Origin of the sequence: Aureimonas glaciei (assembly GCF_014643375.1) — a bacterium.
In the GTDB taxonomy this organism is placed as follows: domain Bacteria; phylum Pseudomonadota; class Alphaproteobacteria; order Rhizobiales; family Rhizobiaceae; genus Plantimonas; species Plantimonas glaciei.
The window spans coordinates 70,150-82,226 of the sequence record NZ_BMJJ01000017.1; the positions used below are offsets into that span (position 1 = coordinate 70,150).

Sequence of the window (12,077 nt, forward strand, 5' to 3'; positions counted from 1 at the left end):
TCCAGCGAGTTGCCTCGCGCGCGCCATCCCGCTAAGCACGCGGGAAATCCCTTGGAGAGAACTTTCATGCGCATCGACGCGATCCCCCGCGGCAAGAACCCGCCCGAAGACATCAACGTCATCATCGAATGCCCGGTCGGCGGCCATCCGATCAAGTACGAGATGGACAAGGAGGCCGGCGCGCTGTTCGTCGACCGCTTCCTCTACACGCCGATGACCTATCCCGGCAATTACGGCTTCGTGCCGCACACGCTGTCGGACGACGGCGACCCGATCGACGTCCTGGTCTGCAACACCCGCCCGCTGTTTCCCGGCTGCGTCATCAATTGCCGGCCGATCGGCGTGTTGATCATGGAGGACAACAGCGGACAGGACGAAAAAATCCTCGCCGTGCCGTCGCCCAAGCTGACCCGCCGCTACGAGAACGTCAACGAATACAGCGACCTGCCGGCGATCACGCTGGAGCAGATCGCGCATTTCTTCGAGCACTACAAGGATCTCGAGCCCGGCAAGTGGGTGAAGATCGGCGACTGGGGCGATTCCGCCATGGCCAAGCGCCTGATCACCGAGGCGATCGACCGCGAAGCCGCCTACAAGGCCGGCAAGGCTTAAGCCAGCGACGCGGGTCGCGCTGGTCCGGCGCTCACCGCCGGGCCGCTCGCGGCTCGATCGTCTCGGCTGAGCCGAACACGAACCCTCGGAAGAGCCGACCGCCTTGCCGCGGTCGGACTGCCAACCGGTCGAGGATCGCGTAAAAAGCCCTCAGTCTCGTCATCCCGGCCTTGAGCCGGGATTCATACCAAATCGCTGGCTATGATCGAGGGCGGTGGACCTTCCCGATCCTGACCCGATTTGGCAGTGACAGCGCCCCGGCATGGGTTCCGGGTCAAGCCCGGAATGACTAAACTGAGAAGGTCGCGGGAAGCTTCATTGCCTGCCGAACGCAAAGCGCCGTCCTCGCAGAATAGTCATCCCGGACTTGATCCGGGACCCATTCCAAATCGCTGGCCATGATCGAGGGCGGTGGACATTCCCGTCCTGACCCCACTGGGCAGTGACAGCGTCGCGGCATGGGTCCCGGGTCAAGCCCAGGATGACTAAACTGAGAAGGTCGCAGGAAGCTTCATGGCCTGCAAAGCGCGAAGCATGCCCTCCGTCTCTTCATCCCGGACTTGATCCGGGACCCATGCCGAGGCGGATCAGGATGCATGCGGCTGGTCCACCGCCCGCGATCCTCGCCAGCGATTTGGAATGGATCCCGGCTCAAGGCCGGGATGACGACTTTGACGGGTACCGGAAGCTGAATTCTGGCGTCTGCCACCGGCGGCGACCGGCGTGCGGGTGCCGTCACGTGCGGTCGCCGCGTCCGCCAGAATCGCATCCCTCACCCCGTGCGCCACCGCCAGACCGTCGTGCGCTTCACTTCGGCATCTTCGAGGGCCCGCGTGACCACAATGTCGTACGTGGCGAGTTCCTCGAGGCGGTCGCGCGGCAGATAGCTGCGGCCGGGGTCGCCGACGAGGATCGTCACGCCCGAAGCGGCGACAGCGTCGAACCACGGAACGATGGCCGTGCTCATCGCCCGGTCGAAGAAGACGTCGCCGGCCAGGAGAACCTCCGCCGTCACCGGCCGGCCGATGGCGTCCTCGATGGCGATGGACATCTCGACACCGTTGACCGCGGCGTTGATGGCGATGGCCTCGCGGCAGAAGGGTTCGATGTCGGCCGCAGTCACCGACGCCGCGCCCGCTTTCGCCGCCGCGATCGCGACGAGACCGGAGCCGGCGGCGAAATCCAGCACCGTGCGGCCGGCGACCTCTTCGGGATGATCGAGCACGTAACGGGCAAGACCTTGCCCGCCGGCCCAGGCGAAGGCCCAGTAGGGCGGGGGGAGGCCGATGGCGTCGAGCTCGGCCTCCGTCTTCAGCCACAGCCCGTGCGCCTCCGTCGCCAGCCGCAGGGCAATTTCCGGCACGTGCGGCGGGCAGACGACGTCGGTGTTGTCTAGAATGAAGGCCCGCAGCCGGTCGTGCGTCAGACGCTGCGGCGTGGCGGTGCTCATCGTCTCTCCCTGGACGGTGCGGCCGTCCCCTTTACGCCGTCTTCAGACGCTTGCTCTGGCCCTGCAGGGCGTCGATTGCCTTGGAAGCCTCTGCCTTCGAGATCTTCTCATCAAAGGGCTCGCCTGTCTCCTCGCAGAGCGTCTTGAGGTAGGAGGCCTGGGCGCCGGTCATCGGCTCGTCGCCGGTGGTCCAGTCGTCGGGGTTCTTCTCGGTGTTGGATCCGGTCTCGGTCTTGGGGTTCTGGTCGGACATGGGTCTTGGCTCCAGGTTTGCGATGTTCCTAGAATGTTCCAGGCGCCCTGCGGTTCCCGAGGCGCCGCCAAGTCCTTGATCCGCTGAAACCTATCGCCGCCTAGGCCGGAATCTCGTCCAGCCCGCCCATGGCGCAGATCGTCCTAAACTCTTCCGCGCTCACCGGCTGCACCGACAGGCGGGAGTTTGTCGCCAGCACCATGTCCTTCAGGCGCGGCTCGGCTTTCACCGTGTCGAGCGTGACCGGCTTCGGCAGGTCGGCGACGGCGACGAGGTCGACGCATTCCCAGGTCGGGTTGTCGGCGGTGGAGTCGACATGGATCTCGTTCAGCACCTCGACGATGCCGACAATCTCCTTGCCGTCATTGGAATGGTAGAAGAAGCCGCGCTCGCCCTTCTTCATCGTCCGCATGAAGTTGCGCGCCTGGTAGTTGCGCACCCCGTCCCATTCCTGGCCTTCGGCACCCTTGGCCTTCTGCATGTCCCAGGACCATTTCGCCGGCTCCGACTTGAACAGCCAGTAGGCCATGTCAGGCGTCCGGATTGTTGATGGTCCAGTTCCAGCGGCGCACCTGCACCGATTCGAACAGGCCCGCGAGCGCATAGGGGTCGCCAGCGGCGATCTCGGCGGCGGCGTCGGCGCTCTCCGCTTCCAGCACGAGCATCGAGCCGACCGGTTTGTCGTCGACGCCGAGGAAGGGGCCGGCGAGCTTCAGCGTGGCCCCGAGCCCTTTCAGGAAGTCGACGTGTTTGGGCCGGTTCTCCATCCGGACATCGAGGGCGCCGGGCTTGTCTTCACACAGGACGACGAAGAGCATGGGAAATCCTTGGGACTGGGTTGGAAGGCTGGCCGGAACCTAGCCGCCGGGCGGCGGCGGTCAATCGAATTCGCGCTTCAGGGGCCGTGCCAGCAGCGTGCGCACGGCGCTGTCCACCGACATCGTGCCGTCCAGGATCGACGCGACGGTGGCGATGATCGGCGCGTCGATGCCGCGCTCGTCGGCCAGCCGCGCGGCGATGGCGGCGGAATGCACGCCCTCGGCGAGCTTCAGGCCGGCGAGATCGTCGCCGCGCCCAAGCGCCAGGCCATAGGAAAAATTGCGCGACTGCGCGCCGGAACAGGTGAGGACGAGATCGCCGAGGCCGGACAGACCCATCAGCGTCTCCGGCCGGGCGCCGAGCGCCTCGCCGAGGCGGCGCAGTTCGACGAAGCCGCGGGTGACGATCGCCGCCCCGGCCGAGGCGCCGAGCCCGGCGCCGGCGACGATGCCGGCGGCGATGGCGAGGACGTTCTTCAAGGCGCCGCCGGCCTCGACGCCGACGACGTCGCTCGTGGCATAGCCGCGAAAGGTCTCCGTCGACAGGCGCCGGGCGATGTCGTCGGCGCGGGCCTCGTCGGCGGCGGCGATGGTCACCGCCGTCGGCAGGCCGCGCGCGACATCCGCGGCAAAGCTCGGGCCGGAGAGGACGGCGAGATCGGCGGGGTCGAGCCGGGCGGCGAGGATGTCGCTGGCAAAGCGCCCGGTTTCCCGCTCGATGCCCTTGGCGCAGAGCACCACCGGCACGCCCTTCGCGGTGCCTCGGGCAAGATCGCCGGCGATGCCGGCGAGGCTCTGCGCGGGCACGACGACGAGGACCAGCGTCGCGCCGGCCAGCGCTTCGGCGAAGTCCGTCGTGGCGCTCAGCGTTTCCGGCAGCGCGATGCCCGGCAGATAGCGCTCGTTATAGCCGGTGGCGGCGATTGCCTCCACAGTGGCGGCGTCGCGGGCATAGAGCACCGTCTCGCGGCCGGCGCGGGCTTCGAGTGCGGCCAGCGCCGTGCCCCAGGCGCCGCCGCCGATCACCGCGATCTTTTCCGCTTCGTCCATGATCGGCTTTCCCTAGGCCTTGGCGCCGCGCCGGCCAAAGCCGATCAGCGGCGCGACGGTCTCGTCGAGCGGCCAGCGCGAGCGCACCGGCGCGTCCATGCCGTCGAGCCGTCCGGCCTCGAAGCGTTCGAGGCCGGCATAAGCGATCATGGCGGCATTGTCGCCGCAGAGTTTGAGCGGCGGCGCGATAAGACGCACGCCCGCCGTGCGGCACGCTTCCTCCAGACGAAGTCGGATCGCGGCATTGGCGGCGACGCCGCCGGCTACCGCCAGCACCGGCTCGGCCAGGTTCGGAAATTCCGCGCCAAAGCGGGCGAGCGCCCGCGCGATGCGATCGGCGAGACTGTCGGCCGCGGCCGCCTGAAAGCTGGCGCAGAGGTCGGCGACATCCTGGTCGGCAAGCGGCATCACCGCCTGCGCTGCCTGGCGCACCGCCGTCTTCAGGCCGGAGAAAGAGAAGTCGAGGCGCTTTTCGCCCTTCATCGGCCGTGGCAAAGCGAAGCGCTTGGGATCGCCGCCGCGGGCGAATTTTTCCACCGCCGCGCCGCCCTGCTCGGGCAGGCCGAGGAGTTTGGCCGTCTTGTCGAAAGCCTCGCCCAGCGCATCGTCGATCGTCGTGCCCCAGCGCTCGTAATGGCCGAGCCCGCGCACGAGGAGGATCTGCGTGTGCCCGCCGGAGACGAGCAGCACGAGGTAGGGGTAGGCGATGCCGTCGGTCAGCCGCGGCGTCAGCGCATGGCCTTCCAGATGGTTGACGCCGACGAAGGCGAGGCCCCGGGCCGCGGCCAGCGCCTTGCCGGTCATCGCCCCGACGATCAGCCCGCCGACGAGGCCGGGGCCGAGCGTCGCGGCCACGGCGGAGAGATCGCCGAGGCCGGTGCCGGCATCCGCCAACGCCGCCTCGACGACGCCGGTGATGGCCTCGACATGGGCGCGGGCGGCGATCTCCGGCACGACGCCGCCGAAAGCGGCATGCTCCGCGACCTGGCTGAGCACGACGTTCGAGAGGATCAGCGGCCGGCCGTCCGCGTCGCGGCCGACGACGCTCGCCGCCGTCTCGTCGCAGCTGGTCTCGATGCCGAGGATGAGAGCGCTCAAAGGTCTGTTCCTGTTGCCCGTCCCGACACCGCCGGGCCCGTGCCCTTCCATCGCCCCGACCGGGACGCAATGTCAAAGCCGATCGGCGGAAATCGCCCGGACATTGCCCGCGCGCCTGGAAATCCTCTAAGAACGCAATCGACAGGCGAAGCAACCGGCGAAGCGACGGACAGGCGGGAACAGGCGATGACAGCACTTCGGATCGGCACCCGCGGCAGCCAGCTCGCTCTGGCGCAGGCGAGCGAAGTGCGCGCCCGGCTGATGGCGGCGCACGGGATGGACGAGGCCGATTTCGAGATCACCGTGATCTCGACCGCCGGCGACCGCATCCTCGACCGGCCACTGTCGGAAGTCGGCGGCAAGGGCCTGTTCACCAAGGAGATCGAGGAGGCGCTTGCTTCTGGGCGCATCGATATCGCCGTGCACTCCTCCAAGGACATGGCGACCGCGATCCCGGAGGGGCTGGTGCTCGCCGCCTTCCTGCCGCGCGAGGACGTGCGCGACGCCTTCATCGGCCGCACGGCGGAGACCATCGCCACCCTGCCCGAGGGCGCCCTTGTCGGCTCCGCCTCGCTGCGCCGCCAGGCGATCCTGAAGCGCATGCGCCCGGACCTTCGCTTCGTCATCCTGCGCGGCAATGTGCAGACGCGGCTGCGCAAGCTCGCGGCCGGCGAGGTCGACGCGACGCTGCTCGCCATCGCCGGCCTCAACCGGATGGGCATGGCCGAGGCGGCGACCGAGATCCTCTCGACGGAAGACTTCATGCCCGCGCCCGGACAGGGCGCGATCTGCATCGAGGCGCGCGGCGACGACGAGGCGACGCTGGCGATGGTCCGCGCCATCGACGACCTGGAAACGACGACGGCGCTGCTTGCCGAGCGCGGTTTTCTCGCCGAGCTCGACGGATCCTGCCGCACGCCGATCGCCGCGCATGCGACGCTCGGCGCAAACGGAACGCTGAACTTTGCCGGCATGATCCTGACGCCCGACGGCACGGCCATGCATGAAACGCGCCGCACCGGCCTTGTCGGCGATGCCGCGTCGATCGGGCGATTGGCGGCGCAGTTTCTGGTGGAAGAGGCCGGGCCCCACTTCTTCGCCAGTTGGAACGCGCCCGCCGAGCCGGGCTGACCGTCATGGCGCGGGTGCTGATCCTGCGGCCGGCCGAGGATGCCGCGACGACGGCACGGGCGCTCGCGGCGCGCGGCCACACGCCGCAGGTCCTGCCCGCAGAGGAGATCGTCCCCCTCGGCACGGCCGCGCCGGCCGGGTCTTTCGCGGCCCTTCTGGTCACCAGCGCGCATGCCGTGCCGGCGCTGGCCCGGCACCCGTCCGCGGCCTGGCCGGCGATCCTGGCGGTGGGCGAGCGTACGGCCGAGGCGCTGCGGGCCGCCGGGTTCGACCGGGTGACGGTCGGCTGCGGCGCGGCGGGGCTGGTCGAGCCGGCGGCGGCGCTGGCCGCGGCGCGCGGCCTGCCGCTTCTCTACGCCGCCGGCCGGGTTCGCAGCGACGCCCTGGAGACGACGCTGGCCGAACGGAGCGTTTGCCTCGGCGTTTGGGAGGTCTACGACATCAGGCCGCTCGATCCGGGCCAGGAGGAGATCGCCCGTGCGACGCAGGGCGCCCCGCCCGATGCCGTGCTGCTGCTCTCCCGCGGGCAGGTCTCCGCCTATCTCCGGCTGGCCGAAAGCCTGCCCCGGGAGCCGGGTGCGGCGCCCCGGCTTCTCTGCCTGTCGTCCCGGATCGCCGATGCCTTGCCGGCCGAACTGCGGTCCTTAGCCGAGATTTCTCCTGCGATGAGTCTCGCCACGCTGTTCGATCACGTTCTATAACCTACCTTATCCCCTGCGGCGCCCGCGCCGTCCGCGGAACGGGCCGGAGCAGAGGGCAGCGAAGCGCCCCGAAGGCACGGCCCGACGCCTGCGAAGACTGGAAACGGAGTCCTTTTTGATGAGCAATCCTCCGCGGCGTTCGCGACCCAAGAAGCCCGCGACGACGATCGACCTCGAGGCGACCCCGGTCGCCGCGGTCGGCTATCCCGGTCCGACCTCCGTCGATTCTCCTGAAGAAGTCGGCTCGCAAGCCGGTTCGGACACCGGACGGGTTTTCGACGATCCGGAAACCACGCTGACGGCGCAGGGAACCAGCGTCGACGGAACGGAAGCGGCGAGCGGGGACGGCCCGGCCGCTGCCGAGACGTCGAAGGCCGTGCCGGCGACCGCGCAGGAAGAATTTGCCGCCGAGGAAAGCCTGCAGGGGCCCACCGGCCATCGCGACATCGATGTCGACGAAACCATTCTCTCCGCCGCCGAACCCGATTTCATCCGCGACGAGAGCGCCGCGACCAACGGTCCGCCGCAGCCGATGCACGACTATTCGACGCCGGCCTCCAGCCATCACGATCCGCGCGGCGGCGGCATGGGCTCGGCCTTCGGCGGCGCCCTCCTCGGCGCCGTGCTGGCGCTGGCCGGTGCCGGCGCGCTGCAATATGCCGGCGTCCTGCCGAGCGTCGGCCTTGCCCCGGTCGACGAGAACGCGCCGCAATATGCGCGGGCCGGCGATGTCCAGCAGGTCACCAGCGATCTCGGCACGCTGCGCGGCGAAGTCGAGCAGCTGCGCTCGGTGCAGGCCGCGGGCGGCACCGGTCCCGGCGCCTCGCAGGCCGACCTGACGGCGCTCGGCGACCGCGTCGCCTCGCTCGAACAGCGGGAAGCGCCGGCAGCCGCCCCCAGCGCCGATCCGGCCGCCGTCGATGCGGTGCGCGGCGCGGCGGAGGCGGCCCAGCGGGCCGCCGAGGAAGCCACTCGAACCGGCAGCGAGGCCCGGACCGCGGCGGACGAGGCGCGCGCCGCGGCCGACCAGGCCGGCCAGGTCGCCGGCCAGTCGCAGGCCACTGCCGAGACCGCGCGCCAGGCGGCCGAGACCGCCCGCCAGACCGGCGAGACGGCGCAGCAGGCAGCCTCCACCGCGCAACAGACGGCAGCCGCCGCCCAGACCAGCATCGCCGCCACCAACGAGGCCATCGCCGCCTTGAAAGAGCAGCTGACGGCGATCGAGACCGCCAACCAGAAGGCCGGCGCGGCCATCGCCGCGGCAGGGCTGAAGGCAGCGATCGATCGGGGCGGTCCCTTCATGGGCGAACTCGAAGCGTTCGCCACGGCGACCGGCGACGACACCGCCGTCGGCGCCCTGCGCGACTTTGCCGCCCAGGGCGTGCCGACGGCGCCGCAGCTCGCGACCGCCTGGCCCGAAGTCGAGACGCGGATCATGGCGGCGCTGAACCCGGTCGATCCCAATGCCAGCGTCGGCGACCAGATTCTGAGCGGCCTCAGCGGCCTCGTGACGACCCGTCCGGTCGGCGCGGCGCCTGCCGGTGTGACCGGGCCGAACGCGGCGATCTCCCGGCTGACGGCCGATGTCGAGGGGGGCGATTTTTCCGCCTTCCTCGCCGAGTGGGAGCAGCTGCCGCAGCCGGCCAAGGACGTCAGCCAGGATTTCCAGGCGCGCGTGGCGGCGAGAGTGAAGGCCGAAGAGGTCGTCGGCGAGACGCTGACCAACGCGGTGAAGGCCGTCGGCCAGCCGGCCGGCACGGCAGGTTGAGGAACTGACATGCTGCGTATTCTCGCCTTTCTCCTCGTCGTCCTCGCTCTGGCGCTCGGTTTCGGCTGGCTGCAGGATCATCCCGGCACGATCGCCCTGACGTGGCAGGGCGTGCTGCCGCCCGGCAGCGACAGCATCACGCTGCAGGTCTGGACCTTCATCGTCCTGCAGCTGGCGCTGCTCTTCCTGGTGGTCCTCACGGTGTGGGTGGTGCGCTCCTTCTTCAAGGCGCCGAATCGGATCGGCCGCTATTTCAGCACCCGCCGGCGCGACAAGGGCTATGGCGCCCTGTCGGCCGGCATCGTCGCCGCCGGCGCCGGCGACGCCGTGCTGGCGCGGCAGATGACCAAGCGCAGTCAAAAGCTGCTGACCGGGCGGCGCGAGCCGCTGGTGCAGTTCCTCGACGCCCAGACCGCGATGATCGAGGGCGACCACGACCGCGCCCGTTCGGCTTTCGAGACCATGGAGCGCGAGCCGGAGACACGGCTGCTCGCTTTGCGCGGCCTCTTCCTCGAGGCCGAGCGCTTGGGTGACGACGCGGCGGCCCGCAACTATGCCGAGCGCGCCGTGCGCATCGCGCCGCATGTTCCCTGGGCCGGCGGCGCCGTGCTCGAGGCGAAATCCATCGAGGGAGACTTCGACGGGGCGCTCGCGATCCTCGAGGCGCAGCGCAATGCGCGCCTCATCGAGAAGCAGGAATCGGCGCGCCTGCGCGCCGTGCTCCTCACCGCCAAGGCGATGTCGATCGCCGAACGCGATCCGAACGGTGCCAAGCTCGCCGCGACCGAGGCGCAGAAGCTCGCGCCCGACCTGACGCCGGCTGCCGTCACCGCGGCGGCGGCACTGTTCCGCCTCGGCGATCTGAAGCGCGGCACCAAGGTCCTGGAAAAAGCCTGGACCGAGGCCCCGCATCCCGATCTCGCCGTCGCCTATGTCGAGGCCCGTCCCGGCGATTCCGTCGCCGACCGGCTGAAGCGGGCGAAGGTGCTGCAGGATCTCCGTCCGAACCACGTCGAATCCTCGCTCGCCGTCGCCCATGCCGCTCTCGACGCGCGCGACTTCACGCTCGCCCGGACGGAGGCCCTGGCCGCCAGCCGCATGGAGCCGCGCGAGGGGATATTCCTGCTCCTCGCCGACATCGAGGAAGCCGAGACCGGTTCCGTCGGCAAGGTGCGCGAATGGCTCGGCCGGGCGATCCGCGCGCCGCGCGATCCGGCCTGGACCGCCGACGGCTACGTTTCGGAAAGCTGGGCGCCGGTTTCTCCCGTCACCGGCCGCCTCGACGCCTTCCGCTGGAAGACGCCGGGCCAGCGCATCGATGCGCAGGGCATGGTGATCGAGGCGCCGGCCGACCAGCCGGAGTCGATCGGCCCGGCCGAGACGCCGCCGGCCGCCCGTCTCGACACGGCGAGTGCCGCGACGCCGGCGACGAGCCCGGCCGGCGAAGGCGCCGACATCGCTCCGCCTCCCGGGCCGCCGGCTGCCAATGGCTGGACCGACCAGGAGAACGCCGCCCAGGCGTCGGGCGCCCAGACGCCTGGGGTCGAGACCATCCCCCCGGCGAAGACTTCCGCGAACGGCGAGAGCCGCCTGCGGCTGTTCTGACGCCCACCCGCCAATCCAGGCTTGGTCATGCCGGTCGTTTCGGGCATGATCCCTTTCTGCTGCAATGCAACGTCAGCACAACCCGCGGGGGCCCGGGCCACCCGACAGCGAGCGACGGTCGATGTTCCAGGCTTTTCGTGACTTCCTGACCTCCATCACCGACGCGCCTGACCGCACGCGCGACGACGATCCGCGCGTCGCCGCCGCCGCTCTGCTCTACCATGTGGGCGCAGCCGACGGCCTGATCGGCGAGGCGGAACTCGCCAGCCTGCGCGCCTCGCTGGCGCTGGAATTCGGCCTCGATGCGCCGGAGACGGAGGCGCTCCTGGATGCCGGGCGCGAGGCCGATCAGGACGCCGTCGATCTCTACCGCTTCACCAGCGTGTTGATGCAGAACCTCGACGAGGCGGCCCGCATCCGCTTCATCGAGCTGCTCTGGGAGGTGACCTATGCCGATGGCGAGGTGCACGAACTGGAGGACAACACGGTGTGGCGCGTCGCCGACCTTCTCGGCGTGTCGACGCGCGACCGCATGCTGATGAAGCAGGAGGCCGCGGCGCGGCAGGCCCGCCGGGGCGACGCGTCTTCCGGGGACGCGTGACGGCGGGCCAGGGACGAGAGAAGGCGGGACCGTTGGACGGACACGGCATCGAATTCGGAATGCAGCATCGGCACTATCGTCTGGACGGGGCGAGCGATCCCCGCCCGGTGCTGATCGTCCTGCATCAGGAGACCTCGACGCCCGGCCGCGTCGGCCAGGTCCTTGCCGCGCACGGCGTCACGCTCGACATCCGCCGCCCGGTGATCGGCGACGCGCTGCCGGAGACGCTCGACGACCATCGCGGCGCCATCGTCTTCGGCGGGCCGCCGAGCGCCAACGATCCGGACGCGCATCTGCGCCGCGAGGTCGACTGGATGGCCGTGCCGCTGGGGGAGAACCGTCCCTTCCTCGGCATCTGCCTCGGCGCCCAGATGCTGGTGAAACATCTCGGCGGCACGGTCGGCCCGCACCCGGATGGCCTCGTCGAGGTCGGCTATTACCCCCTCCAGTCGACGCCCGAGGGCCGGATGCTCCTGCCGCAATGGCCTGGGATGGTCTATCAGTGGCACCGCGAGGGGTTCACTTTGCCGCGCGGCGCGGTTCGCCTCGCCACCGGCGAACGCTTCGAGAACCAGGCCATCCGCTACGGCGACCATGCCTACGGCGTGCAGTTCCACGCCGAGCTGACGCTGGCCATGCTGCACCGCTGGACCACCCACGGCCACGAACGCACCCTTCTCCCCGGCGCCCAGAAGCGCCGCGATCATTTCGACGGCCGCGCCATCTACGACGCGCCGGTGAAGCGCTGGCTGGAGCAGTTTCTGGGGCTGGTGTTCGGGGAAGCCGAGGGGTGAGGCGGGGCGCCAAGCGCTCGTCGCCTGCCTGTTGCCGGCGTCTCTCGTCCTCATCGGTCTGGTCGGCCCGGCAAGCGCAACGGTAAAGCTTCTTCTTCTCCCCTCCGGGGAGAAGGTCGCGGCATGTCCTGCCCTGATAGAGTGGTGACATTTCAGCCCGGATGGATGGGTGACACTTTGTTGGCTGGGAGGACCG

General features: G+C 69.9%; 13 protein-coding genes. 7 read left to right on the forward strand and 6 right to left on the reverse strand.

Annotation, left to right across the window (positions count from 1 at the left end; genetic code table 11):
* The first annotated feature begins 66 nt into the window (after positions 1 to 66).
* Positions 67 to 612, forward strand: coding sequence for an inorganic diphosphatase (gene ppa, locus IEX88_RS24745; protein WP_188855150.1), 546 nt, complete (start codon positions 67 to 69; stop codon positions 610 to 612).
* Positions 613 to 1,384: 772 nt separating this feature from the next.
* Here ppa and IEX88_RS24750 read toward each other — a convergent pair.
* The 6 genes from IEX88_RS24750 to tsaD all read right to left on the reverse strand — a co-directional run bounded on the left by IEX88_RS24750 (position 1,385) and on the right by tsaD (position 5,332).
* Positions 1,385 to 2,062 (reverse strand): class I SAM-dependent methyltransferase, encoded by a 678-nt coding sequence (locus IEX88_RS24750; RefSeq protein ID WP_188855151.1) that lies wholly within the window; start codon positions 2,060 to 2,062, stop codon positions 1,385 to 1,387.
* A 31-nt stretch (positions 2,063 to 2,093) separates the two neighbouring features.
* A complete protein-coding gene (locus IEX88_RS24755; protein ID WP_188855152.1) occupies positions 2,094 to 2,315 on the reverse strand; it encodes a DUF3072 domain-containing protein in 222 nt (73 codons plus the stop codon).
* Between the two features lie 100 nt (positions 2,316 to 2,415).
* Positions 2,416 to 2,844, reverse strand: a complete 429-nt coding sequence (locus tag IEX88_RS24760; protein WP_188855153.1) for an EVE domain-containing protein — start codon at positions 2,842 to 2,844, stop codon at positions 2,416 to 2,418.
* A gap of 1 nt (position 2,845) precedes the next feature.
* Complete coding sequence (locus IEX88_RS24765) at positions 2,846 to 3,133, reverse strand: YciI-like protein (RefSeq protein ID WP_188855154.1); 288 nt, start codon at positions 3,131 to 3,133, stop codon at positions 2,846 to 2,848.
* Positions 3,134 to 3,193: 60 nt separating this feature from the next.
* Positions 3,194 to 4,183, reverse strand: a complete 990-nt coding sequence (locus IEX88_RS24770; RefSeq protein WP_188855155.1) for an NAD(P)H-dependent glycerol-3-phosphate dehydrogenase — start codon at positions 4,181 to 4,183, stop codon at positions 3,194 to 3,196.
* A gap of 12 nt (positions 4,184 to 4,195) precedes the next feature.
* Entirely contained in the window at positions 4,196 to 5,332 is a 1,137-nt protein-coding gene (gene tsaD / locus IEX88_RS24775) for a tRNA (adenosine(37)-N6)-threonylcarbamoyltransferase complex transferase subunit TsaD (protein WP_188855156.1), read from the reverse strand.
* A 135-nt stretch (positions 5,333 to 5,467) separates the two neighbouring features.
* Here tsaD and hemC point away from each other — a divergent pair, with 135 nt between their 5' ends.
* The 6 genes from hemC (at position 5,468) to IEX88_RS24805 (ending at position 11,881) form a co-directional block, all read left to right on the forward strand.
* Complete coding sequence (hemC, locus tag IEX88_RS24780; protein WP_188855157.1) at positions 5,468 to 6,412, forward strand: hydroxymethylbilane synthase; 945 nt, start codon at positions 5,468 to 5,470, stop codon at positions 6,410 to 6,412.
* Between the two features lie 5 nt (positions 6,413 to 6,417).
* Positions 6,418 to 7,113, forward strand: a complete 696-nt coding sequence (locus tag IEX88_RS24785) for a uroporphyrinogen-III synthase (protein WP_188855158.1) — start codon at positions 6,418 to 6,420, stop codon at positions 7,111 to 7,113.
* A gap of 118 nt (positions 7,114 to 7,231) precedes the next feature.
* A complete protein-coding gene (locus tag IEX88_RS24790) occupies positions 7,232 to 8,881 on the forward strand; it encodes a COG4223 family protein (protein WP_188855159.1) in 1,650 nt (549 codons plus the stop codon).
* Between the two features lie 9 nt (positions 8,882 to 8,890).
* Positions 8,891 to 10,486: a heme biosynthesis protein HemY gene (locus IEX88_RS24795; RefSeq protein ID WP_188855160.1), complete on the forward strand. Its 1,596-nt coding sequence runs from the start codon at positions 8,891 to 8,893 to the stop codon at positions 10,484 to 10,486.
* Positions 10,487 to 10,607: 121 nt separating this feature from the next.
* Positions 10,608 to 11,087 carry a tellurite resistance TerB family protein gene (locus tag IEX88_RS24800; protein ID WP_188855161.1) on the forward strand — a complete coding sequence of 160 codons (480 nt, stop codon included), beginning with the start codon at positions 10,608 to 10,610 and terminating at the stop codon, positions 11,085 to 11,087.
* A gap of 59 nt (positions 11,088 to 11,146) precedes the next feature.
* Complete coding sequence (locus IEX88_RS24805) at positions 11,147 to 11,881, forward strand: glutamine amidotransferase (RefSeq protein ID WP_188855162.1); 735 nt, start codon at positions 11,147 to 11,149, stop codon at positions 11,879 to 11,881.
* Positions 11,882 to 12,077 lie beyond the last annotated feature (196 nt).

Excerpts from the sequence above, each read along its gene's own strand:
- ppa (WP_188855150.1), top strand. The coding sequence starts at position 67 with ATGCGCATCGACGCGATCCCCCGCGGCAAGAACCCGCCCGAAGACATC.
- IEX88_RS24750 (WP_188855151.1), bottom strand. The coding sequence starts at position 2,062 with ATGAGCACCGCCACGCCGCAGCGTCTGACGCACGACCGGCTGCGGGCC.
- IEX88_RS24755 (WP_188855152.1), bottom strand. The coding sequence starts at position 2,315 with ATGTCCGACCAGAACCCCAAGACCGAGACCGGATCCAACACCGAGAAG.
- IEX88_RS24760 (WP_188855153.1), bottom strand. The coding sequence starts at position 2,844 with ATGGCCTACTGGCTGTTCAAGTCGGAGCCGGCGAAATGGTCCTGGGAC.
- IEX88_RS24765 (WP_188855154.1), bottom strand. The coding sequence starts at position 3,133 with ATGCTCTTCGTCGTCCTGTGTGAAGACAAGCCCGGCGCCCTCGATGTC.
- IEX88_RS24770 (WP_188855155.1), bottom strand. The coding sequence starts at position 4,183 with ATGGACGAAGCGGAAAAGATCGCGGTGATCGGCGGCGGCGCCTGGGGC.
- tsaD (WP_188855156.1), bottom strand. The coding sequence starts at position 5,332 with ATGGAAGGGCACGGGCCCGGCGGTGTCGGGACGGGCAACAGGAACAGA.
- hemC (WP_188855157.1), top strand. The coding sequence starts at position 5,468 with ATGACAGCACTTCGGATCGGCACCCGCGGCAGCCAGCTCGCTCTGGCG.
- IEX88_RS24785 (WP_188855158.1), top strand. The coding sequence starts at position 6,418 with ATGGCGCGGGTGCTGATCCTGCGGCCGGCCGAGGATGCCGCGACGACG.
- IEX88_RS24790 (WP_188855159.1), top strand. The coding sequence starts at position 7,232 with ATGAGCAATCCTCCGCGGCGTTCGCGACCCAAGAAGCCCGCGACGACG.
- IEX88_RS24795 (WP_188855160.1), top strand. The coding sequence starts at position 8,891 with ATGCTGCGTATTCTCGCCTTTCTCCTCGTCGTCCTCGCTCTGGCGCTC.
- IEX88_RS24800 (WP_188855161.1), top strand. The coding sequence starts at position 10,608 with ATGTTCCAGGCTTTTCGTGACTTCCTGACCTCCATCACCGACGCGCCT.
- IEX88_RS24805 (WP_188855162.1), top strand. The coding sequence starts at position 11,147 with ATGCAGCATCGGCACTATCGTCTGGACGGGGCGAGCGATCCCCGCCCG.